The 24,879-nt window shown below is 50.9% G+C and carries 17 protein-coding genes and 1 pseudogene; 17 read left to right on the forward strand and 1 reads right to left on the reverse strand.

Translation table 11 applies throughout. The annotated features are described in order from the left end of the window. Nucleotides 1-109: 109 nt before the first annotated feature. Complete coding sequence (locus tag Q4E93_RS12830; RefSeq protein ID WP_303585755.1) at nucleotides 110-3,274, forward strand: TonB-dependent receptor; 3,165 nt, start codon at nucleotides 110-112, stop codon at nucleotides 3,272-3,274. A gap of 78 nt (nucleotides 3,275-3,352) precedes the next feature. Here Q4E93_RS12830 and Q4E93_RS12835 read toward each other — a convergent pair whose 3' ends face one another. Then, a complete protein-coding gene (locus Q4E93_RS12835) occupies nucleotides 3,353-4,048 on the reverse strand; it encodes a molybdopterin-dependent oxidoreductase (protein ID WP_303585757.1) in 696 nt (231 codons plus the stop codon). Nucleotides 4,049-4,111: 63 nt separating this feature from the next. On the opposite strand from Q4E93_RS12835, the gene Q4E93_RS12840 reads away from it, so the two are divergent. The 16 genes and pseudogenes from Q4E93_RS12840 (at nucleotide 4,112) to Q4E93_RS12915 (ending at nucleotide 24,783) form a co-directional block, all read left to right on the forward strand. Beyond that, complete coding sequence (locus Q4E93_RS12840; RefSeq protein WP_303585759.1) at nucleotides 4,112-4,966, forward strand: sugar phosphate isomerase/epimerase family protein; 855 nt, start codon at nucleotides 4,112-4,114, stop codon at nucleotides 4,964-4,966. A 723-nt stretch (nucleotides 4,967-5,689) separates the two neighbouring features. After that, nucleotides 5,690-6,496 (forward strand): polysaccharide biosynthesis/export family protein, encoded by an 807-nt coding sequence (locus Q4E93_RS12845; RefSeq protein ID WP_303585761.1) that lies wholly within the window; start codon nucleotides 5,690-5,692, stop codon nucleotides 6,494-6,496. Between the two features lie 14 nt (nucleotides 6,497-6,510). Then, nucleotides 6,511-8,856, forward strand: a complete 2,346-nt coding sequence (locus Q4E93_RS12850) for a GumC family protein (protein ID WP_303585763.1) — start codon at nucleotides 6,511-6,513, stop codon at nucleotides 8,854-8,856. A gap of 198 nt (nucleotides 8,857-9,054) precedes the next feature. Beyond that, the gene (locus tag Q4E93_RS12855; protein ID WP_303585765.1) at nucleotides 9,055-9,609 is read left to right on the forward strand and encodes a UpxY family transcription antiterminator; all 555 of its coding nucleotides are present in this window, start codon (nucleotides 9,055-9,057) and stop codon (nucleotides 9,607-9,609) included. A 10-nt stretch (nucleotides 9,610-9,619) separates the two neighbouring features. Next, nucleotides 9,620-11,119 carry a lipopolysaccharide biosynthesis protein gene (locus Q4E93_RS12860; protein WP_303585767.1) on the forward strand — a complete coding sequence of 500 codons (1,500 nt, stop codon included), beginning with the start codon at nucleotides 9,620-9,622 and terminating at the stop codon, nucleotides 11,117-11,119. Then, entirely contained in the window at nucleotides 11,116-12,039 is a 924-nt protein-coding gene (locus Q4E93_RS12865) for a glycosyltransferase family 2 protein (RefSeq protein WP_303585769.1), read from the forward strand. The genes Q4E93_RS12860 and Q4E93_RS12865 overlap by 4 nt, the downstream gene beginning before the upstream one ends. A gap of 10 nt (nucleotides 12,040-12,049) precedes the next feature. Continuing rightward, nucleotides 12,050-12,859, forward strand: a complete 810-nt coding sequence (locus tag Q4E93_RS12870) for a glycosyltransferase family 2 protein (RefSeq protein ID WP_303585771.1) — start codon at nucleotides 12,050-12,052, stop codon at nucleotides 12,857-12,859. Further along, nucleotides 12,856-14,043: a glycosyltransferase family 4 protein gene (locus Q4E93_RS12875; RefSeq protein ID WP_303585773.1), complete on the forward strand. Its 1,188-nt coding sequence runs from the start codon at nucleotides 12,856-12,858 to the stop codon at nucleotides 14,041-14,043. Before Q4E93_RS12870 ends, Q4E93_RS12875 begins: the two co-directional genes overlap by 4 nt. A gap of 4 nt (nucleotides 14,044-14,047) precedes the next feature. After that, nucleotides 14,048-15,346, forward strand: coding sequence for a hypothetical protein (locus Q4E93_RS12880; protein ID WP_303585775.1), 1,299 nt, complete (start codon nucleotides 14,048-14,050; stop codon nucleotides 15,344-15,346). Nucleotides 15,347-15,356: 10 nt separating this feature from the next. Then, nucleotides 15,357-16,460, forward strand: a complete 1,104-nt coding sequence (locus tag Q4E93_RS12885) for an acyltransferase family protein (RefSeq protein ID WP_303585777.1) — start codon at nucleotides 15,357-15,359, stop codon at nucleotides 16,458-16,460. Between the two features lie 25 nt (nucleotides 16,461-16,485). Next, nucleotides 16,486-17,580 carry a glycoside hydrolase family 99-like domain-containing protein gene (locus Q4E93_RS12890; protein ID WP_303585779.1) on the forward strand — a complete coding sequence of 365 codons (1,095 nt, stop codon included), beginning with the start codon at nucleotides 16,486-16,488 and terminating at the stop codon, nucleotides 17,578-17,580. Between the two features lie 25 nt (nucleotides 17,581-17,605). Further along, nucleotides 17,606-18,772 carry a glycosyltransferase family 4 protein gene (locus Q4E93_RS12895; RefSeq protein WP_303585781.1) on the forward strand — a complete coding sequence of 389 codons (1,167 nt, stop codon included), beginning with the start codon at nucleotides 17,606-17,608 and terminating at the stop codon, nucleotides 18,770-18,772. 62 nt (nucleotides 18,773-18,834) lie between these two features. Further along, nucleotides 18,835-19,341: pseudogene (locus tag Q4E93_RS34550) on the forward strand (DUF1972 domain-containing protein); the annotation flags it as partial. Nucleotides 19,342-20,167: 826 nt separating this feature from the next. Then, the gene (locus Q4E93_RS12905; RefSeq protein ID WP_303585785.1) at nucleotides 20,168-21,640 is read left to right on the forward strand and encodes a capsule assembly Wzi family protein; all 1,473 of its coding nucleotides are present in this window, start codon (nucleotides 20,168-20,170) and stop codon (nucleotides 21,638-21,640) included. 19 nt (nucleotides 21,641-21,659) lie between these two features. Next, nucleotides 21,660-23,045: an undecaprenyl-phosphate glucose phosphotransferase gene (locus Q4E93_RS12910; RefSeq protein ID WP_303585788.1), complete on the forward strand. Its 1,386-nt coding sequence runs from the start codon at nucleotides 21,660-21,662 to the stop codon at nucleotides 23,043-23,045. Further along, nucleotides 23,035-24,783, forward strand: a complete 1,749-nt coding sequence (locus Q4E93_RS12915) for an ArnT family glycosyltransferase (RefSeq protein ID WP_303585790.1) — start codon at nucleotides 23,035-23,037, stop codon at nucleotides 24,781-24,783. The genes Q4E93_RS12910 and Q4E93_RS12915 overlap by 11 nt, the downstream gene beginning before the upstream one ends. Nucleotides 24,784-24,879: the final 96 nt, after the last annotated feature.

Genomic DNA, 24,879 nt, shown 5'->3' on the forward strand with positions numbered 1-24,879 from the left:
ATCACTATTACCAAATTATTACCTTTAGCTTAACTAATAGTTACTTAGGATGGGGGTGATCTGCCATTCACATTCACTCCCTACATTTGCGGCCAAAATTACATTGCTTATGTACCTGCACTTGTCGCTTAAACAAGTTCTCTTCCAATTACTATTGTTTTGCTGCTGCACCGCGGCCATGGCCCAGTCCAGCGGATCCGGCATCAGCGGCTTTATCTACGAGGAAAATGGCAGCAAGCCCCTGGAGGCTGCCACCATTGTCGTGAAGAACACGGCTACCGGCTTTACGACTACTTCTGTCTCCAACAAACAGGGTTATTTCAGCTTTCGCGAGCTGCCAGTAGGCGTATATACGATAGAGATATCCGCTGTGGGATTTCAGTCTACCGTGGTCAAAGACAATACCCTCAACCTGGGCGACCGCCTCGTCCTCCATAAGATCGCTCTCAGCAAAAGCGCCACTACACTGACCGAGGTCACTGTACGCAGCACCAGCTTTAATAACAGTGTGGATCGTCTGGGCGCCGGCACTGCCGTCAGCAGCCGCGCCCTGCAGCGGATACCGGTTGCAACCCGCAACTATACCGACCTGATGCTCCTGTCACCCCTGGCTAATGGAGCATCTCTGGCCGGCGCCAAGCCGGGAGGCACAGGATATATGCTGGATGGCGTCAGCAACCGCCGTGCGCATTTTGCCGGTACGACGGATGCCGCTTTCTCTATCTCTTCAGAGACGATCCGGGAATTCGAGATATCCACCAACTCTTATGACGTGACCAACGGCCGCGGCTCCGGCGGAGTCGTAAAAGCCATCACCAAGTCGGGGACCAATAAGTTTTCCGGCTCCGCATGGGGCTACTATGGCGCCAACTCCCTGGCGGCTACAAAAGATTTTAATGGCAACAAAGTCACCACTAAATATGAAGTAGGCCAGTTTGGCGCGCTGTTCAGCGGGCCTGTCATCAAGGACAAACTGCATTTCCTTGTTTCCTATGACCAATACACTAATACCATTCCTTTCCGGGCCTATGATTTTAATTTTTCGGCCGCTACACATGACCAGGCGGAGAAGGTGCTGGGTATCACAGAGGCCAATCTTCAGAAGGTAGTGGAGGTGATGGAAAAGCAGTTCGGTTTCCCCGCCAGCCAGCAATACGGCGCCATAAATATCAAGCAGGAGACGAAGAATGCTTTTGTTAAACTGGACTGGAACCTGAATAGCAAGAACCTGCTTACCCTGAAGTACAACTATCTTCATTTTGTAGATCCCAATAAGTTGAAAAGCAATGGCCTTCTCACTACACAGTATACTGGCGTAGAAATAGACAACGCCGTTATGCTGGGGCTTCGCACGGAGTTCTCTCCCAGGATGACCAATGAACTGAAGCTCAATTTCAGCACCTATCGTAAGTTCCTGCACTTCCTGAACAACCATGTACCGGAGGGATTTGTCACAGTGTCCTCCACTTTCAGCGACGGCAGCAAAGGCACCAAGCAGGTGGCATTCGGGGACCAGAACTGGGTACCTGAGCGGGATGCTTCGGACGTAATCCAGATCGTGGATTACCTGAGGTTCAAGACCGGCAAGCTCAACTTCACTTTCGGCACCGACAATAATATCAACCATATCACGGACCGTCTGTCGCACGATCAGCAAGGGGCCTTCTATTATGACAGCCTGCAGGCTATGATCGCCAACACGCCCAGCCGTTTTACACGGAAGATCCCCTTGAACGGCGTTAATCCTAAGATCAGCGTGCCGCTGATCGAACTGGGCGTGTTCGCTCAGATGGAGACCAACCTGAAGCCTAATCTGAACCTTACGGTCGGCGTCCGCTGGGATGCCCAGATCATCGGCAGTGCACCGACCTATAACCCTACGCTGGACCATGATCTTGGCATTAATACGCACGTGGTGCCTTTTGACGCCAAGAATGTACAGCCCCGGGTGAACCTGATCTGGGACGTGAACAACAATGGCCGGGACATCGTAAAATGGGGCGCGGGTCTGTTCGCCTCCGAATTGACCACCCAGCCTATTACTTTCGCCCATATCGACAATGGGGTGGATTTCCGAACAGTGGATGTCAGCGGCAGCAGCGTACCTTATGCCGATTGGCAGGCCTATCAGCAGGATTTCAGCAAAGTACCTGGCAAAGCTTTCTATGATACAGTGTCCGGGAAGCAGCCCGCTACTGTGCTTGCCCTGGATAAGCACCTGAAGAACCCGCTGACATTTAAGACCAACCTGAGCTATTACCATTATTTCAACACCTGGTTCCGCATGGGCGTCAACGTATATTTTGACAACACCTGGGATAATTTCTATCTCATGGACATGAACCTGCGCCGCACGCCTAATTTTGTGTTGCCTGTTGAAGGACGCGAAATATACGTAGATCCCAGTAATATTCCCACCAGCGTCTCCAACAAGTCCCTTGTCCAATACTCCCGTATCTCTTCGAATTTTCGGGAGGTGCGGTATTTCACCAATGCAAAGTGGTCGTCGAAGTATTTTGGCGCTGTCATCGAGGCAGCCGCCCAGATCGGCCGGGACGGCTCTCTTACGGTGTCATACGCAAGGGGCAAGGCTACAGGGACCCCGCCATATGACAACGGAGATCCCCGCAATTCGAATTTCAACGTAGGCTCATCCTACTGGACTTATCCTTCTTATGGTAAGAACTGGTACAGCGACGGCGATCAGCGTAATAAGCTCGTGGTATTGCTGCTCAGTCCTTCTTTCTATGGGTTCAGCATCAGCTCCTCCTTCCAGGCTTACCAGAATGCCCGTTTTTCCGCCTTTGTGGATAAGGATCTCATCGGGACCGGCGTTGACGGGCAGGACCTGGCTTATATCTATGATCCCAAGAACCCGAACACTCCTGCCAGTATCGTTTCAGGGATGAATACGTTGCTGCAGAAAACGAGTCCGGAGTTCAGGAAATACCTCGAATCCAATTACGGCAAGTTCGCCCCTTATAATGGTGGCATCATGCCGTGGCGCACCCAGTTGAATACGAGCGTGGCCTACGAGCTGAAGGTGAAGGGAACGAACAAGATCAGTCTGCGTTGCGATATCTTTAACTTACTGAACCTGTTGAACCACGAGTGGGGCTACTACCGTCAGAGCAGTGGGTTCAACCTGTATAATATGAAAGGCTTTGACCCCGTGGCCAAATCCTACAATTACAGCGTGAACACCAACGCCGGCATCAGGTCTAAAGCCGGCAGCCTCTACTCCGTGCAATTCGGAGCCCGCTATTCGTTCTAAAACCTGGAGGGAGCAACGCTCCCTCCCTTTTTTACATATATATGAAGATCTTTTTCGGTGGCCTTATGCTTAGAAAGGTCAATGACTGTACCGGTCGTTCCGCCAGGGATAGGCCGTATTGGAATAACCTCGTTGTTCCCAAAAGCCCAATTTATTGGAAGTAAGAAATTCAATGCGGTGGATCCATTTCGATCCTTTCCAGGCATACAGCTGCGGCGTGATCATCCTCACCGGACCGCCGTGCTCGCGCGGCAGGGGTTTATCGTCAAAAGTATGCACCAGCAGCACATCCGGCTTCAACGACTCTTCCAGGGAAACATTCGTGGTGTAGTCATCATATCCATAACAGAGAAGGTGGGTCGCTGTCTCCTTCGGCTGGACCAGGGCCGCCAGGTCCAGCAGGCGTACTCCCTTCCAGGGCATGTTTAGCTTCGACCAGGTAGTCACACAATGGAAATCCGACACATCCTCCGTCTGGGGCAGCGCCATGAAATCCGCCCAATGAAGGGTCACTGGATGTTCCACCGCTCCGTCGAGCACCAGTTCCCATTGGTCCAAAGGAATATCGGGCTGCAGACCGAGGTCCAATACAGGCCATTTGGCTGTGACCACTTGCCCGACAGGCACCACCGGCATCCCATGCCGGTTAGGCACCCCCATGCCCATTGGCTTTTCATCCGATACTGAAGGCGTCTGCTGCATCTTTTCCTCAAAACGCGCTTTCAGCTTCATACGCGCCTCGACGACCCTTTGGAGCTTGTCTGATCCTTCCATGATGTCCGATTTATTTAAAGTTAAAGCATTCCACCTTATCTTTAATTATCAAATGCAGCCATTATGAAATACAGTAAAAAGATACCTACTGTCGCCTTTTTTTTATCTATAGCTTTGACATCTTACGCCCAAAAGAAAGGAGCTCTTTTTTCCGGGGCGCCGGGCATCGTCTCCTATACCTATCGTGATAATTTTCAAAAGGATGTACCCGCTACGCTGGACATCATTAAGTCCAATGGTATCACAGACATCGAATTCTCCAATCTATTCAAGAAGACAGCGGCGGAGTTGCGCAGCCTCCTGGATCAGCGCGGCCTCCATTGTTCGTCCTTTGGCGTGGGTTATGACGACCTGGTGAATCACACCGCAGAGGTGGCGCAGAATGCCAGCGCCCTGGGAGCCTCCTATGTACGGGTAGCAGGCATTCCTCACCAGGGGGCCTTCACCCTGGAAGAAGCGCGCAAAGCAATCGAAGACTTCAATCGCTGCGGCAAGATCTTAAAAGAGCAGTATGGCCTTGGTTTTATCTATCACAACCATGGTTTTGAGTTTCAGCCATATGAAAAAGGTACCCTGTACGATCTGCTGATAAAGGAGACCGACCCACGGTACGTCAGCCTCGAACTGGATATTCTCTGGGCCTTCTTTCCCGGTGAGGACCCGGCGCAGTTGCTGAGCAAGTATGGCAGCCGGTATAAGGCCCTTCATCTGAAAGACCTGCGCATAGGGGTTACCGGTGATCTTTCCGGCGGTACTTCCAAAGAGAATGACGTGATCCTGGGGACGGGGCAGATCAATATACCCGCAGTGCTGAAAGCTGCCCGCAAGGCAGGCGTGGAGCATTATTATATTGAAGATGAGAGCAGCAAATCGCTTGAACAGGTACCGCAGAGTATCGCCTATCTGAAAAGTCTCTGAAAATCCCTTAGGCTGCCGGGAATTACAGGTATGCTCTTTGGCGTCAAAAAAAATGCTCTAATATGGCAGGCGTGGGTTCGATCGCTTAGATATTTTCATTTTTTTAATATATTAAAAAATTACCCATTTTCCATCATTTATTCCCCATAAGGCGGTTTTTCCACAGTCACGTGGAATGGATTTTGCATATGTGGATATGTAATTATTGCTTACCTGTATTTTCCCGAATGCTTTTCCAGCGGGATTTTCATGCTTAATTTATAGATTTTCATGAGGATGTGTTGATAAATAAAATCACATCCGTATGTTTTGGAATGGAATTTGTAATTCAGCATTCATCCTGTAGAAAACCGGTATTTTTATTGTTAAGGACAAGTGGGGATTTGGAATTTCAGTGTGTTTGTAATATTTTTACTAAACCTTCTTGAACTTCTAGCGTAGAAAAGCGCCCCCCAAAGCTCCAGGCCTATCGAATAAACCGCGCTAAAATTCCTAAAACGATCTACGGTTGCCCGCCTGAGATCCTTTTAAATGCCATGTCGATTCCGATTCTTGCTTACTAGACTCATTTAACTATTTTGATAGCTCCCCAAAGGATGTTATCAGCTATTCAGGTAATCGTAAAATGGATTACCGGATAAACGGTTGCTTATTCCCTGACGAGAATGGATTTTCAGCACAGGCTGATGTAAGAAAGGGCTTTGTGTAATATATAACAGATATATGTATTCGAAATTATCGATGTTTTTAATTCTTTCAGGGTTATTGTTTATGGTGTCCTGTGTCAATAGCAGGAAAGCGATTTATTTTAATAATATCCAGGACACCACTGTGAACAGTTCGCTGACCAATACGGAACCGGTGATACAGACCAACGACCTGCTCAACATTTCGGTGACCAGCCTTAACCCGGAAGCAACTATGGTCTTTAATACACCTAATATCACCACGCCAGTGTCAGCTACTTCCACTGGCACAACTCCCGCAGCCGGAGGGTATGGAGCTTCTCAGTTGATGGGTTACCTGGTGAATGCGGACGGAAACATCAAATTTCCGGTACTGGGACTCGTCAAAGCCGCCGGCCTTACCAAACGGCAGCTGGAAGCCCTTATCACAGATTCCCTGAGCCAACGCAAATTATTGGTTGACCCCATTGTTACCGCCCGCTTCCTGAACTTCAGGGTCACCGTATTGGGCGAAGTCGCCCGCCCCACTACGCTCAATATTGCCAATGAAAGGATATCCATTCTGGAGGCCGTAGGCCTGGCCGGTGACCTTACGATCTATGCCAAACGCGACAACGTATTGCTTATCCGCGAGTCGGGAGGACAAAAGATCGTCAAACGGCTGGATCTTAGCTCCAGTGAAATTCTCACTTCTCCCTATTACTACTTAAAAACCAATGATGTAGTCTATGTAGAACCACGGAAGGAAAAGATTGCCTCTACCAGCAGAACGCAACAATTATTACCTATCATATTGAGCGCTGCGTCACTCGTTGCAGTCGTCGTATTACATTATGTTAATTAATAAAACTTGAGCTTATGCAGGTGACAAATAAGAGTTTTTACGAAGAAGATGAAGGCAGTCTGTTCTCCCAGGTGCTTTTTAAGTATCTGCCCTACTGGCCCCTGTTCCTCATTCTGCTGGTGCTGTCAGGCTCGGGAGCCTATGTATACCTGCACTACGCAGTGCCTGTATACGAGACAGCCGCCACCGTCATGGTAAAGGACGAGAAAAAAGGGCTGGACGATTCCAACCTGATGGAGCAGCTGAACCTCTTCGGCAGTAAAAAGCTCGTGGAGAACGAGATAGAGGTGATCCAGTCCAGGACCCTCATGCGGGAGGTGGTAAAGAACCTGGACCTGTATGCCCCTGTCACCCAGGAAGGCCGGATAAAATCCCGCAGTGCCTACCTGACCTCTCCCGTCGCCATACAAGTGAGAAATCCTGACTCGCTGACAGAAATGTATAAGGTCTACTTTACATTTGACAGCGCCAGCCGTGAAGTGGTAATAGCAGGGCAAAGATATCCCCTGGGCTCCTGGGTCACCACGCCCTACGGAAACCTGCGTTTCATCACAAACCATAATTACGTAGCTCCGGATAAGACGCGACCGTTGTATTTCTCCCTCGTCAACGTAAGGGCCGTTTCGGACGAACTGCTGGCCAGACTGAAGGTCACCCAGGCCACCAAGCTATCTTCCGTCATCGATCTTAAAATAAAGGATGCCATCCCCAAAAGAGGGGAGGACATCCTCAACGGCCTTATAGGTGAATACAACAAAGCCGGCATTAACGACAAGAATGCGCTGGCCGCCAACACCCTCCGTTTCATCAACGAACGGCTGGGCCTTATCTCCAATGAACTTGACTCCGTCGAGCACGGCATACAAAAATACAAGACCCAGGAAGGCATCGTGGACATCAGCGCCCAGGGCCAGCTCTATCTGAACAACGTGGGCGCCAACGACCAGAAGCTCAGCGAAATGAACGTTCAGATGGCAGTCCTCGACCAGGTCGAGCGCTATGTACAATCCAAGAGCAACGAGGCCGGCATCGTCCCTTCTACCTTCGGCGTGGATGACCCTGTGCTGGGACAATTGCTGCAGAAGCTGTACGACCTGGAAGTAAAATACGAAGGGCTCAGCAAAACAACGGCTGAGAACAACCCGCTGCTGATATCCATCCGCCATGAGATGGAAAAGATCAAGCCCAGCATCCTGGAAAATGTACAAAGCCTGCGCAGGAACCTGACGGCCGGACGTGGCAACCTGCTCAATACCAGCAATAGCTACGCATCCATTCTCAGAACCCTTCCGGCGAAAGAAAGGAAGCTGGTAGAGATCAGCAGGCAGCAAGGGATCAAGAACAGCATTTATTCCTTCCTGCTCCAAAAACGGGAAGAGACGGCGCTCACCTTCAGCTCCGCGATCGCAGATACCCGCATCATCGACGCAGCAGCCACTACGGTGATGCCTGTAGCTCCCAAACCCATGCTGATCTGGGCATTGGCCGTCCTGGCCGCACTTGGCCTGGGGGCCGGCATTATCGCCATCCGTGAAGGATTGAATCAACGCATTGTATTCCGCAGCGAAATAGAAAAATTCACCACCGTGCCCGTCGTGGGAGAGATCATGTTCGCTCCCGCCCATGACGCGTTGGTAGTCACCCAGGGTAAACGTACCGTCATCGCCGAGCAATTCAAACAACTGCGGACATCCCTGGCCTACATCGGCATCAATTCCAGGAAGAAAAAGATCCTGGTAACTTCCACCATCAGCGGCGAAGGAAAAAGCTTCGTCACGGCTAACCTGGCAGTGAGCCTGGCCCTGACGGACAAGAAAGTGGTGCTCCTGGAGCTTGACCTGCGCAAGCCCAATGTAGCCCACCTGTTCAACGTCAGCAGGGAAGTAGGTCTCACTAACTATTTCATCGGGAACAAGGACGCCGACCATATCATCAAACGTACGGATGTCAGCCCTAACCTGTTCATCATTCCTTCGGGCGCTATCCCGCCCAATCCTTCCGAGCTGATCCTCAATGGTAAGCTGGATGAATTGCTGCAATACCTGGAAACTATTTTTGACTATATCCTCATCGATACAGCCCCAACGGCGCCGGTGACGGATGCATATATCCTCTCCCCGCTGTGTGACGCCACCATTTACGTGGTCCGCCATAAAGTGACTCCGAAAGGGTATATAAAGATGCTGGATGAGAATATGAAGATTCGTGGACTGAAGAACCTTGCCATCGTCTTCAATGGTGTGAAGAACCGCGGCGTAGGCGGTATCAATTATGGCTATGGCTATGGTTATGGGAAAGAATACGGCTATGGCTACAGCGAAGAGAAGAAGAGCAAAAAGAAAGATAAAGTAAGCAAATAATTCACCAAACCTGCGGTCATTGTGCCGGAGGACAAGATAGTCACGGAAGAAAAAATAACCCGTCATCGCCCTGATGTGACTGGATTGGGCGGAGCCCGCTGTAGAATGAAAATTGCATATGCAATTGTCGCACGATCGTATCCGCGTGCCGGATGACAGCCATATGTACCTATTGAATAATCTGTTAACTACAAAACTATGAACCAACCTGTAATGATGGACCAATTTGGTAAAAGCTGGTATGCTGTGCATACCAGACCCCGCTGGGAGAAGAAGGTAGCAGGGCAGCTGGGCAAGAAAGGATTAGAATATTATTGTCCTTTGAACAGAGTTCAACGGCAATGGAGTGATCGTAAAAAGGTCATCCTGGAGCCGCTTTTTACTTCTTACGTATTCGTCCGCCTTTCAGAATCTGAACATATATCGGTATTACAGACAGACGGCGTTATGAGCTTCGTCTACTGGCTGAAAAAGCCTGCCATCATCCGTGATGAAGAGATCGAAGCCATCCGTCGCTTTATGAATGATTATGAATCTGTCAAGCTCGAGAAGACACAGGTCAACGTAAACGACCGCGTCCGGATCATCGGCGGCCCCCTGATGGAAAGAGAAGGAAATATCGTCGAGATCAAACACAAGACGGTCAGGGTACAGCTGCCTTCACTCGGGTATACTCTCACCGCCACTATTGAGAAATCGAATGTGGAAATTCTTTCTCTCTATGGCGAGATCTCATCCTCAAACGTGATCTGAGCATTTCATATTGGAAACAACTATTGACAGCAAGCCCGGGGCCAAGGAGCCCAGCTTCAGGCGGAATCTCTTTAATAACATCCTGGTAGCAGGTAGCTATACCTATCTTTCTCAGGGTGTTACGTTTTTGGCATCCACCATATTGGCACGCCTGCTCTCCCCGGAAAGCTATGGCGTGGTGGGCCTCATTACGGTGTTTACCGGCTTTATCATGGTATTCTCGGATGGCGGCCTTTCCTATGCCCTTATCCGCAGTGATTTCGGTCGCACCTTCCAAAGAGTGCTGACGAACCTTTCGATATTCCTCGGCGTCGCCCTTTTCCTGATCACCGTACTGGCCGCGTGGCCCATCGCTCATTTTTACAATAACCCGGGACTGGTGGCGCCCATCATCGTACTGGCAAGCACCTTTGTCATCAAAGGCATGGGACTCGCCCAGGGCGCAGTGTTGGCGAAAGAACTGCAATTCGGCTACATCGGGAAAGTAACGCTGCTAAGCAATGTCGCTCAGATACTGCTGTCCATTCCCATGGCTTATTTCGGAGCCGGCTACTGGTCGCTGATCATCCCCCAGCTCCTTGCAGCCTTCATTGTCACCGTCCTGTATGAAAGAAAAGTAAGACTGGGATTCAAGTTGTATCCCCGCAACTATCTCATCGTAGTGTTCCGGCATACGAAAAAACTGGTGAGCAGTGTCATCGGCTTTTCCTCGATCAACTACTGGTCGCGCAACAGTGACAATATGATCGTAGGCAAATGGTATGGCGCCGGAGAGCTGGGCATCTACAACAGAGCCTACTCCCTGTTGATGCTGCCGTTGAACCTGATCACCGGTCTGTTCAATAACATCCTTTTCCCGAACCTGAAAAAGCTCCAGAGCAGGAATGGCGATATTGAGAATGAATATTATTTTGTGCTGAATGTCATCGGTTTTCTCACCTTTCCGCTGGTACTTCTCTTCGTTTTATTTCCGAAAGAGCTGGTCCTGGTGCTTTGGGGTAAGAACTGGGTGCAGGTGGCCGATCTGTTGCCTTATTTCGGACTGCTGATCTTCACACAATCCCTTTTGTCGACCTCCGGTCATCTTCTGATTCTCTATAAGAAGGAAAGAGCTTTTATGATCTCAGGCTGGATCTCGGCAGTGTTCCTCATCAGCTTCATCGTGCTGGGCGCTACCATCTCCCTGGAGGCCATCGCCCAGTTTTATTCGCTTTCCTTTATCATCTTTGTCCTCTTGCTCAATGTGTTCTATATCTATATTAAGAACCTTCAGCTCAACAGGAAAAAGGTTTACGCCTTCTGGCTACCGAAAATGCTCCTTTCCCTGCTGATCTGGCTTTGCCTGTATTTTAAACAGGATTACCTGAGGAATATCGCCGTAGCGGTCTTCTCCGTATATGTTTTACTGTCCGGACGGCAGCTGCTGAAGGCGGTGACAGGAAAGATCGGACGGACCGCGCCCGGCGCCAGGATCCTGCATTCTCTGGCAACCTTGAAACCAAAAAGATGAACACGATTTCCATTGTCATACCGACCTATAAACGAAAGGACAAGCTGAAAAGGGCCCTGTTCAGCGCCCTGCACCAAAGCCTTTCCCCCCATGAGATCATCGTCGTCGACGACAATCGCGAAGAGAGCGAGAGCCGCGCAGTAAAAGAATGCATCGAAGGTTTTGACGATGCCCGGCTGAAATGGATACCCAATTTCAGGAAACCCGGTGGATGCGGCGCCCGGAATGCCGGCATTATGACGGCGACAGGAAAGTTCATTGCTTTCCTCGACGATGACGACGTCTTCCTTCCGGATGCCCTGCGGGCGCACCTCAATGCCTTTGAAGATGGCGTCAGCATGGTGTATGGCAACTGCCAGGTAGTGGACGATCTGTACAAAGTGACTGAGACCACTGCCTTTACCCGGCAGCCCCTGAGCTTCACTGACCTCATCATGGGCCATTGCCCGCCCAGCTCTTCTGTCGTCATGGTTAAAAAAGATGTCCTGCTGGAAGCCGGCCTCTTCGATGAATCCCTGCCCAGCTTCCAGGATTACGATATGTGGTTGAAGATCGCCCGGCTGCATCGTATCGTATCCCACGAAAGGGTAGTGGCTAAATTCATCCAGCACGACGGCCAAAGGACAAGCATCAATTTTGACAAACGCAAGACAGGGTTGGACCTGATCGTGGAAAAATGGTCCGGAGAGATCGTAAAGGTCAGGCCCCTGAAAAGCTTTATCAACCATTTTATGGCAGGCGCTTATTTCAATTCCGGGGCTGTGGCGCTCTCCCTGGGTCACCAGCACAGGATGGAGGCCGTCCGGTATTTTTTCCGGGCCCTGCAGCTGAATTATCTATCCCGGCGCTATTGGAAATGGACAGTGTTCAGCCTGCTGGGATTCGAGCTGACAAAAAAGATCCGCAGCATTCATCCCTAAAGCCTGGATTATGTCACAACCGCTTATCAGCATCATCACCATATCATATAACTGCGCAGATGCCCTGGAAAAAACGATCCGGAGCGTACTGTCCCAGCGGTATCCCGATTTCGAATACATCATCATCGACGGAGGATCCACCGACGGCACTGCCGATATCATCCGCCGCCATAGTAACAATCTTTCTTACTGGGTCTCCGAAAAGGACAGAGGCATCAGCGACGCGTTTAATAAAGGCATTGCCGCTGCCAGGGGAAAATATATCAACCTGCTCAATTCCGGCGACACTTTTGCTTCTGTACATACCCTGGAAGAGCTGGCCCCTCACCTGACGTCGTCCCTGGTGACCTTCCGGTTCATGGAAGAGAATTCGGGCGAACACTCCAGGCTGGTGGATGAAAATGAACCAGACATGGAAAAAAAGGCGCTGCTGGGGCACCAGGCTACCTTTGTTCACAGCGATGTATACAAGGCATTCGGCGGATACAACGGAAGCTACAAGATCAGGATGGACTTCGACTTTTTCCTGCGGGTGCTGCCGCATCACCGGCTGAAGGCGGTGGACCTGGACATCGTCCGCTACAACGCCGGACTGTCGGCCAGCATAAAGCATCGTCTGCGCTATGAGATAGAAGGCCTCATCAGCGTCTTCCTCAATGGTAAAAAACCTAATAGCTATATACTGAAATGCGCCTACCTCCCCCTGTGGCGCGTAGGCGTGTATTCATTGAAACATACAGTGAAAAAGCTCATCGGCTATACACCCAAGCCACAGAAAGGGCCGGCGCCACATCCTAAACAAACAACTTTCATCGGATGAAAATAGCGTTCGACGGCGTACGCCTGGCCAAAAAACCCATGGGTGTGACCAACATCGGCATCTCTATTATTAATACCTATGCCAGGCTCTGCCCGGAACATACATTTTATATCCTTACCAATGGCGACCTGCATCCGGAAGTGCAATCCAAACTGCAGCTGCGGGATAACATAAAGATCATCAACAGCCCGCTGCCCGTATTTGGCTCCATCGGGTTCCTATGGTCCATTCTGCGATTCCACCGGCTGCTGAGGAAGATAAAGCCGGATATCCTCATCGCTCCGAATTTTTTCGTGGTGACCTGGTTCCTTCCTAAGAAGATGAAGCTGATCCTCTATGTACATGACCTGGTATATAAGCAATACAAGGACACTATGCAGCTGATCACCAAGGTGCAGATGGAGTTGTTCTTCGAAAAATCACTGCAGCGCGCCGACATCATCTGGCTGAACTCCGCCTACACGGAACAAGAGTTCACAAAGTATTACCCGGCTATTGCAGGGAAAGCCCAGCTGTTCACGGGAGCCGGCATCAACCCCGGATTTCTGCAACGCATCGCACAACCGGCCATTCGTTCAAACCCTTTCTACAACAGCATAGGGGAGAGGAAAGAATACATGCTTTTCGTTGGGACCATCGAGCCAAGGAAGAACCTTGCTTTCCTGCTCCGCCTTTTCAAAGACCTGGAACCTGGAAAATACCAGCTCGTCATCGTGGGCGATCCGGGCTGGGGCGATATGCGGCGGCACATTGACGAGATCCTGCATGAAAAAGACTATCCTGCAGGGTCGGTACATTTCATCGGGTATGTGTCGGACGATGAGCTGATAGCCTTGTACAGGGATGCGGCCTTTTTTATCTCCGCCTCGCTGAATGAAGGACTGGGCCTTCCCCAGCTGGAAGCCATGGCATGCGGCTGCCCCGTCATTGCGCCCCACAATTCCGCCATGATCGAGGTGGTGCACGGCGCAGGCCTGACAGTTAAGGGCTGGGATCATCGGGATTGGCAGGCAGCTATCCGCGACCTGACGATCAACAGGATGCATTATATTGAAATGGGCTATGCCCGCGTAAAAGAATATAATTGGGAAGACATCGTCATCCGCCTGGACAACCATCTTGCCGGCGGGACAACCTTCTCTGGCCGTATGGCGGCCGCCCGGCAACTGACCTCCGTCAATTAAACACATGGACCTAAGCATTTCATACACGGATCTGAACGCTGCCGCTACGCCCAGGATAAAGCGCAGCCAGTACCAGGCCATTATGCTGGTGGCATTCGTGTATTTCTTCTTCAATAGTTTCAAGCTTCCCGACGGATTCCTCTACACCATCCTGCTGAGCCCCGTATTCTTATACTGGCTGCTGGTGAAGAAGGCGCCCGTCGCAAGATGCATTTCATACTTTCTTCTCTGCTGGTTCCCCATGCTGGTCATCCACTATGCCTTTGGGATCAGCCTGGGAGCTTATATCAAATCATCCGTTCTTTATTTCACCGCCTTTCTTTTTGGACTGACAGTGTATACTTATTTCAAACACTACAGCTTTACCTATGAGTCTATCATGGAGAAAGTGCTGAAGCTCAATTTCCTGTTTGTCATCGTTTGCGTTGCTTTGCTGCTGCTGGATAAAAGCGAGCCAGTGTGGATCACCGGGGATATTTCCGAAGGTGTGACTAATTTCCCTCGTCTGAGGATGCTGACGTACGAGCCATCCTATTACAGCCTGCTGCTCATACCCTCCTTTCTATTTTACTTTCAATATATCTTTTATAAGAATATGAGCCGCGGCCAGTGGCTGCTCCTGTTTTCCGTCATTATATCCCTGGGGCTGTCGCTGTCCTATGGCGCTATATTTATTTCCCTGTTGACCCTGGGCGTTTTTGTACTCTATAATTCTTTTTCCCGTATGCGCCGGCAACAGAACAAACGGTTCATGTTCTTTCTCGTGGCAATGGTGTCCATTAGTGCCGTGCTCGTGCTGACCCTTTTCGCCAACTCTGGCTTCGTTCTAAGGATCCTGAATATTCTCGACGGTAATGATTCTTCGATCAACAACCGGTCCTCCCAGGCTTATTTCCTTGCTTTGTCCATTGCCGATCTGAAAAGCACGCTTTTCGGCGTCGGACCCGGTCAGCTGAAGATCCTGGGCCAGGAGCTGATCAGCCTGGTATATTCGTTCTCGGATGATGATTCGACCAATCAAATAGCCCGTATCCCTTCTTCCATGGCAGATGTACTGGCTACCTTTGGCTGGGTAGGGTTCTTTAGCAAGCTGCTGGCGGAGATCATCCTTTTCAGGAAGACAAAGGTTAAGACTTCTTCCTTCCGGCTGTGTCTGTTCATTTTCATGTTTATATACCAGTTCGTGGGCAGTTTCTCCACCAACATTGTGGAAGTATTTTTCTGGGTGGTGGCATTTTCTCCCATCTTCCCGGATAGCTATTTCCAACGAAAGACCCCGACCCAAGCTATTCCTGAACTATAACAATTTCATTTTGAATTTTAATCCGACTATCGCACCTTTTGCGCCGCATTCACCGTCCAGGCCCAGCGTCCTGAAAGTGGTGGCTACCAACCCTGCTACCACCCGCAAATCGCGGCTGGAGTTCCTGGACTTTCTCCGTTGTATGGCTGCTTTTTCCGTGCTGATCCAGCATGCATGCGAGAAGCTATTCCCTTCGTTCGTCCATTTCACCAGTCACTATTTTCAGTTCGGTGTTTTTGGCGTCACGCTCTTCTTCCTCTGCAGCGGATTTGTCATCCCTGTCAGCCTGGAAAAGACACATTCTTTAAAAAAATTCTGGATCAACCGCTTGTTCAGACTCTATCCATTATACCTGGTCAGTATGATCGCCGCATTGCTGCTTATCGTCGCCACGAAAGGAGTGCTCCCTGCTTTTTCCGACATCCTTGCGAACCTCACGATGCTGCAGAAGTTCATGGGGCGTCCTTCCATCCTCCACCTTTACTGGACGTTGAGCCTGGAAATGGCTTTCTATATCATGGTCTCCCTGGTGTTCCTTGCAGGATGGCTGAAAAAAAGTGTAGCGCTGGCAGTGACATCACTGGTCATCACCTTATTGGTAGGCGTAGCGGGCACACAGTTCTTCCATCTCTTCACGCAAGGGTGGGGGACTGCTTTTTATTTTGCAACCATGTTCATCGGATTCCTGTACTATCGGCGCTTCCAGCAGAAAGTTTCCGCCGGCGTCTTTACCACCGTCATCCTTGGTGCCATGGCTGTGCTACTGCTTATCACCTATTTCAACCTGTATGGTAAAGACAAGCCGGAAGCCCTGGGTACACTGAGCTTTCTGCCCGTCACCACGGCTATAGCCGGAGCTTACCTGGTATTCTCTCTCACCTTTGCGCTGAGAAAAGTCCGTTATCCGGCATTCCTGCTCACGCTGGGCGTGATCAGCTATTCGCTATACCTGGTACAGGCCATTGTATTTCTTGTTATCCCGCCCACCCCGCAGCCTTACCTCACCGTGTTTATCTGGCTTGCCGCCATCATACTCCTCTCCTTTCTGACCTATCGCCTGGTGGAAAAACCCTTCATGTCCATCGGACGAAAATTACAGGGGCACTCACATTAAACCGCCCCTATTAAAATCAAACGTTATGAAGAGAACGTATTTTTTCCTCATCGCCCTGGCGGTGCCCTTCCTCATGGCCGCCAGCTACGGTCAGAAGAGACACAGGCATGTCCGGCACACCGCACAGAATGGTGACATTAAATTAGGCGCTTATTATTTCGATGGCTGGGTAACTCCCAGTACAGGTCACCTGACCCCCAAGCTGCGGGATAGCTTTCCGGAGCGGAAGCCGAAATGGGGCTGGCTCACCAGCACGCCTGAAATAATGAAGGACCAGATCGACGTAGCGGCAGATGCCGGTCTCTATTTTTTTAGCTTCGATTGGTACTATCCGGATTATGACAAGAAGAATTTCGTAAAGGACCCACTGAATCATGCGCTGAGCCTTTATCTGGCGGCGCCTAATAAAAGCCGGCTGAAGTTTTGTCTCATGATATCAAACCATGCGGGGCAGGAGATAGGTCCTGACGACTGGCCTGCCGTCACGGATGAATGGGCCAGGCTGATGAAAGATCCCGACTACCTCAAAGTGTCCGGTAAACCTTATATCTCTTTTTTCGACCTGCGTAGCTTATTGAAGCTGTTCGGCTCCGTGGACGCTCTCCATAAAGCCCTGGATGATTTTCGCAGCAAGGTCGGACAGGGCGCTACCATCGCTGTCGTGGCGGCCGCAACGGGTCCAGCCGTTCAGCAGGCAAAGGACTGTGGATTCGATATGGTGACAGGCTATAATTATCCCAATCCTACGTACAAGGACAACCAGATCGAGCACCATGTTGACAGCCTTGACAATTTCGGCAACTATGTATGGAACCGTTTCCGCAATACGGCATTGCCTTATGTCCCTGTGGCTACGCTCAACTGGGATCCCCGTCCCTGGGCCAAGGGCAACAACTGGTACAGCAGGTCAGTGCGGTTCACGGGCTACAATGCGAATTCTGTATATCGCATGGTCAGATCCCTGCGTACCTGGATCAACAACAACCCATCATCCACGTCCCGGGATCGCATCGCACTGCTGTATGCCTGGAACGAATACGGCGAAGGAGCCTGGCTGACACCTTCGGAGAACGACACGCTGCATTTATTATCCGGCGTGAAGAGAGCGCTCTCGAACTAGCATATCTCACCCAAACATACAAACTATGAGGCCTAAAATTTTTGTTGACGGTCGCGTATTCGACACCGAATATCAGGGCACACGTACCTACATCCACAATCTCTATAAGATCATAGATAATATTGGGGATTTCGAGATATTCCTGGCCTCCTGCAACCCGGAAAATGCCGCAGGCTTTTTCCAGGGTTCTGCCCACATCAACTTCATCCGTTATAACACGATGTCGAAGCTGCAACGCGCTTTCCGCGAGTTGCCGGAGATGATGGTAAAGCACAGGATCGATGCAGCACACTATCAATATGTGGTTCCTCCGCGGAAGAACTGCATTCAGATCGTCACCATCCACGATCTGTTGTTTAAAGATTTCCCGCAGGAGTTCAGCTTTGGATACAAAATGGTAAAAGGCGCCGCCTTTTACCTTTCCGCGAAACGGGCCGACCTTGTCACCACCGTCTCGGACTACTCGAAAAAAGCAATTGTCCGGCATTTCAATATCCCGGAAGAAAATATTCACGTCGTACCCAATGGAGTCTCCGGCTTCTTTTTCGAACCCTATGACAAACAAAAGGCGGCCATGGAGGTATGGCAAAAGTTCGGGTTGAAGAACTACCTCCTGTATGTCAGCCGGATCGAACCACGGAAAAACCAGCTGGACCTGCTCCGCGCCTATCTGGAGCTGGAGCTTTACCGCCAGGACAAAAGCCTGGTTTTCGTGGGCAAGACCTCGATAGCAGTGCCGCAGATCAGGGAGATCCTTGCTCCACTGGCAGAGGACGTCAAAAAGAAGATCTTTTTCCTGGAAGACATTACCAATGCCGACCTCCGGCTGCTCTACCAGGCGACGGAATTGTTCGTCTATCCATCAAAGGGAGAAGGCTTCGGTATCCCGCCCCTGGAAGCGGGCGCACTGGGCGTACCTACCATCTGCAGCAACACGACAGCCATGGAAGAATTCTCCTTTTTTGGCGACAGGCACATCAACCCCGACACCGCAACCCTGAAAACAGCCATTACCCGCGCCCTGACCGAACAGCCTTCCAATCTCCGGGATATCAGCAACACCATCCGGAGACGCTATGGATGGGAAAAAGCCGCCTTCACCATGAATGAGCTCATCTGGAATAAGGTAGGCCGCCCCCATCGCATCTTTACGTCCGGCCAGCCGGCAAAGGCGGCTCCGGTGCTGGATTAGCCTCCATATGAACAACACACGATCGACCCTCATGATTTACTAATTTCTTAAAACCAACTGGCATGAAAATCGCAATTACCGGCACACGGGGTGTGCCCAACCATTACGGAGGATTCGAACAGTTCGCGGAACACCTGTCCGAATACCTCGTCAGGGACGGTCACGAGGTGACTGTCTATAACTCCCACACCCATCCCTACCAGGGTGCGGAATGGAAGGGCGTGAAGATCCGGCATTGCCATGACCCCGAAGACAAATTCGGCACCATCGGCCAGTTCTTTTATGACCTCAGTTGCATTCTGGATTGCCGGCGCAGGGATTATGACATCATCCTGCAACTGGGCTATACCAGCAATTCCGTCTGGGGATTCCTGCTGCCGAAAAGATCCGTCATCATCACCAATATGGACGGTATGGAATGGAAAAGGTCCAAGTACAAACCGATCGTCCAGAAGTTCCTCCGCTGGGCGGAAAAGCTGGCCGTTAAGACCAGCGACTTCCTCATTTCCGACTCCATTGGTATCCAGGATTACCTGCTTCAAAAGTACAAGGTCCGCAGTCAGTATATACCTTATGGCGCCAGCCTTTTTGAAAACCCTGACATCGAAGTGCTGCAGCAATATGGCGTGGAGAAATATGGCTACGACATGCTCATCGCCCGCCTGGAGCCGGAGAACAATATCGAGACGATCCTGGAGGGAGTGACTTCCGCAGCCGGCTGCTCAAGGACCTTCCTCGTCATCGGCAATCATAATACCGCCTATGGCGCCTACCTTAAGGAGAAGTTCGGACACCATGAACAGGTCCGCTTCATCGGTGGTATCTACGATATGCACAAGCTTAACAATCTCCGGTATTTTTCCAATATTTATTTCCATGGCCACTCCGTCGGCGGCACCAATCCCTCCCTGCTGGAAGCCATGTCCTCCAATACCTATATCTGCGCCAATAAAAATATCTTCAACTTCTCCATCCTGGGCAATGACGCTACCTACTTCTCCAATGCGGCAGAAGTCAGACAAATGGTGGAAACCATGGAGAAGACAAGCGAAGAGGCCCGCTTTAAGATATTCAACAACCATCGTAAGATCAGGACCACCTATTCCTGGGATGATATCAACGGACAGTACATTCGCTTTATGATCGACGCGTATAAAGAAAAGAACTTTGCACAGAAGGGCGTCGAGGTATTCAGCCCCAGGACCTTTCCTTCCTTCGGCCGGCTCAGGAAGAATGCCCAGCCTTCCGAAGAGCGCCTCCGCGAGCTGGAAGAAGAAAATGCCCGGCTGAAGTCTATGTATGCCGACCTCAGTCTCATTCACAATACTTATAAGGAAGCTGTCACACGCAGCATGTCTTAAGCCGATGTTCAAACACCCCCTAAAATATTGCCAGATGAAATTTTACTTTCTCCTTCTCCTGGGACTGGAACTTGCCTGCGTTGAGGGAAAAGCGCAAACCGAATCGGGTTCGGTCAGCGGTAGCATGGAAGTGCAAGGCATACTTGCCTCACCTCACAATACCCCTTTTTGGTTCCGCTCCAATCAATTTGGCAGCGTCCCCCTGCCGGGAAGTTCAGGCGCCGCCATCGGGGCCATTCATATCAACTATGACAGTCCCCGCACCAGCCTCATCGACTGGGGAGGTTCCCTGGAGGTCAGGGGCGACCTGGGGGCTACTGCCCGTGCTACGATCATCGAAGGCTATGCAAAGCTCAGGGTCGGCATCTTCGAACTGAAGGCCGGCCGTGTCAAAGACTTTATGGGAATGGTGGATACCACACTTTCGTCAGGTGCATTCGCCATATCCGGCAACGCCCTGGGTATCCCCAAGCTCCAGCTGGCCATTCCAGATTACTATCAGCTGCACTGGTTTGGCGACCTGTTCTCCTTCAAAGGCAGCGCTGCTGCAGGCCTGGTCGGTGACATTCCCATCCAATATGCCCATAATGCCAAAAGCGCTCATACGTATTTCCAGCAATCTTCCCTCTACGTACGGCTGGGCCGGCCCCAATGGGCGTTAAAGCTTTATGGCGGTGTCAACCACCAGGTGTTCTGGGGAAATGAACGCGCCGTATTTGGGCCCGGATTCACGCTGCCCGGCTGGAAGTCCTTCCTGTATGCCGGCATTGGTAAGACCTGGCAGAATTCAAAGATCGGCAATCACATCGGCTCCATCGACATGGGACTGGACTACGACTTTGAGGAGGTGCGGCTTACCCTTTATCGCCAGAATTTCTACGACGAAGGTGCACTGTACCACCTGGCCAATATAAAAGATGGCCTCAACGGCATCTCGATCACCAATAAGGAAGATTATGGCGAGCTCTTCCATTGGACGAAATTCCTTTTTGAGTTTTTCTGCTCAAAGAACCAGGCAGGATATCCGACTTCTACCTATACCAATTCCGGAGATGAGAACTATTACAACAATTATGAATATAAGCAAGGGTGGTCCTACAAGGGCCTCGGCCTTGGCAATCCTTTTATCAGCACTTACACCAGCACCCGTGCGGGCCTTCCAAACGATACGGCCGACTTTTTTAACAACAACCGTGTCGTGGCCTTTCATTTCGGCGCCCAGGGCGCTGTCAGCAACTGGTACTTCACGGCGAAACTTTCCTACTCTATGAATTATGGCACCTTCGGGACCAGCCCGTATGGGCATACGACCGGGCGCTTGCGCCAGGTGCCCCGCTTCGGCTATTGGCAGGAAGTATCGCAATTCTCCTCTTACCTGGAGGTGAAGAAAGCAATTGGCAACGGGTACACCCTCGGCTGTCTCGCGGCGCTGGACAACGGCAAGCTGTTGAACAACTCGGGCGGGATCATTCTAAAGCTAAGCAAGACATTCTTTCAGACTCCTTAAATTAAACTACTTCATTCCCATGAACAGTCGTTATAGTAATCTCTTCCGCTTCTTCTTCGTCTGCGTCGATCTGCTGGCGTTGAACATCGTCTATTTCGTGCTGGTTCTCAGCACCAATAAGATACAGCTGGGAGCAGAGCATCAGTATATGATCCTCTTCATTGTGGCCAATATGGTATGGCTGCTGGCCTCTTATTCCACGGCGCTGTACATCGACAACGCCAGCATGGACCTGGACAGGTTCGCCCGGCGGACCGTGAAGACAATGATCCTGTTCTTTATGGTGATGATATTTTTTATCTTCCTCTATCATTTCGACTATTCGCGTATGTTCGTGCTGGTAAGCTTTGCCGCTTTTTGCACCGTGATGCTGGCTACCCGGGGCTTTCTGATGGTCACCGCCTTTTACAGGCAGAAGAACACCAAGGCCAGCAAAAAAGTGGTCATCGTGGGATATAACAATGTGGCCAAGAAGCTGGCCTATAGCTTTTCCGGACGGGAGAACCGCCTGTCAGTGGAAGGGTATTTTGAAGACCCCCGTCAGATCCACGAATTGTCGGACCTGCCTATCATCGGCAACATCGACGAATGTATCAACTATGCCATCAACAACCGCATCAGCGAGATCTACTCCACCATTTCGCCCGAATCGAATACGACCATCTACGATATGGCCCAGACGGCTGAAAAGTCCCTTATCAGGTTTAAGTTCGTGCCCGACTTCAAGTTTTATGTCAACCGGGATACCCATCTGGAGTACCTGAACGAGCTGCCTATCCTCTCCTTGCGGCCGGAGCCCCTGGAAGATATGAGCAACAGCATCAAGAAGCGCGTCTTCGACATCGTCTTCAGCCTCGTGGTCATCATCTGCGTCCTTTCCTGGCTCACTCCATTGCTTGCCATCCTGATTAAGCTCAGCTCCAGAGGGCCTGTGTTCTTCGTGCAGTGGCGCTCAGGGAAAGACAACAAAAAGTTTCGTTGTATCAAGTTCCGAAGCCTCGCCGTCAATGACGAAGCCAACATTCGACAGGTCACCCGTGGCGACAGCCGTATCACCCCGCTGGGAAGGTTCCTCCGCAAGACCAACCTGGACGAGCTGCCCCAGTTCTTCAATGTCCTGGCCGGCTCCATGTCGATCGTAGGGCCCCGCCCGCATATGCTGCGTCATACCGAGATGTATTCCAAGGTATTGGGACAATACATGATCCGTCACTTCGTCAAGCCTGGTGTGACGGGTTGGGCCCAGGTCAATGGCTTCCGGGGCGAGATCAAACGGGAAGACCAGCTCCGCAAGCGCATCGAGCACGATATCTGGTACCTCGAACATTGGAGCCCCTGGCTGGACATACGCATTATCTTCCTGACCTTATACGTATCGTTCAAAGGCGATAAAAATGCTTTTTAATCCTTTGCCGGCAGGATCCAGGGCAATGGACGAGCGCTATCGATTCATGCAGCTGCGAACCACTCTCAGCAAGGATATCATCGCCGTACTTTCGCTTACGGTCATCTGGGTGCTCACGGAGATGCTGATCCATCCCGCAGGAGAATTCCCGCTGAATGACGACTGGTCGTATACGCTCAGTCTGCAGCAATGGTACGACAAACACCAGTACAGGCTGCTGGGATGGACCTCCATGCCCCTGCTGTCGCAGCTGACCTGGGGGCTGCTGTTCTGCAAGCTATTCGGTTTCTCCTTCACCATCCTTCGTTATTCCACGCTGGTGCTGGGCCTGGCAGGAGGCATCGGCGCTTATTTCCTCTGCAGGGAATTCTCCCATGATAAAGGCGCCTGTTTCCTGGCAGCGTTGATCCTGCTGTTCAATCCCATGTATCTCAATCTGTCGAATACCTTCATGACAGATGTTCCCTTTACCTGCTTTCTTATCTTATCCCTGTTGTTCTTTGTAAAAGGCCTTCGCCAGGAGAAGACCGCCTATATCATTCAAGGTATTTTCTTCGTGCTGGTGGCGACCCTGGTACGTCAGCTGGGATTGCTGGCAGCTGCCGCTTTCGCCCTTGCACTGGTGCTAAAGAACAACTTCTCCAGGAAAGCGCTGCTGACTGGCCTTATCTCCCTGGGAGTGCCTGCCGGCCTTTACCTGCTGTACAACTTCTGGCTAAAGACCCAGCATGATTACCCTGTCAAATACAATGAAGGCGTTCACAGGATAAAGCACAACCTCTTCCACAATGACCACTCCATCTTCCAATTCCTGCTGCGACAGGCGCTGAATATCTTTATCTATGCAGGCTTTTTTATCTTCCCTTTCATTTTCCGCGTCGACTGGAGAGCCATCTGGCAGCGGCGGAAGACGCCGGCTTTCATCGCTTGCGTGACCGTCATGACGGCGGTGGGCGCCTATTGCCTTATACAGCACAACCATCTTGCCCTGATGGGGAATATCATGAATCCTTATGGATTGGGCACCGTGGACCTGCGGGACGGTTCGCTGCTTGATACAGGCAACCTCCGGCCGCTTCCGGCCATCCTCTGGCAATTGGTGTGTGCCGCAGGCATCATCGGGGGCAGCTTCCTTCTATGGACATTATTCCAAAATAGCAAGGGACTGCGCAGCCGTCCTGCTTTCCTCTTCCTGCTTAGCTTCTGCGCCTTCTATTGTTTCATCATGCTGATAGGAGGTACCTATGACCGTTATCTCATCCCGCTCATACCTGTCCTGACCATTTTGCTGATGACGGGACTGCCGGCCAACAGCCACAAACGGAACACTTCCACCAGTCCTCGGCAGCGGCACTACTCCATCGGCCATTTTGCTGCAGGCCTGTTCCTGGTCATCGGGGCCTGGTTCTCCATCGCCGGCACCGCCAATTACATGGGCTGGAACCGGGCAAGATGGGACGCGCTACACTACCTCATCAATGATGCAGGCATTCCCCCCGCACAGATCGACGGTGGATTCGCATTCAACGGTTATTACAACTATAACGACGCTGATATCTCCCTTCTCAAGGATCATCCAGGCCCCGGCATCAGGAGCTGGTGGTGGGTAAAGGATGACGTTTACATGATCTCCTTCGGTCCCCTCAATGGATACTCCGTCCTGAAGACCTATCCCTGTTCCGGTAACTTATTTCCCGCCTCCATGGAGTCGATCTATGTGCTGAAAAGAGTCGACTGATCTTCCCATTTCTCCACTTTATTCCCTTTTTGGGAGTCTTTCCATTTTTCAAGTATTTGATTTTTAAATAGATACGGTCTGGCATGTTTCTGGGCA

Origin of the sequence: Flavitalea plasmicola, from assembly GCF_030546645.1 — a bacterium.
Classification (GTDB): domain Bacteria; phylum Bacteroidota; class Bacteroidia; order Chitinophagales; family Chitinophagaceae; genus Puia.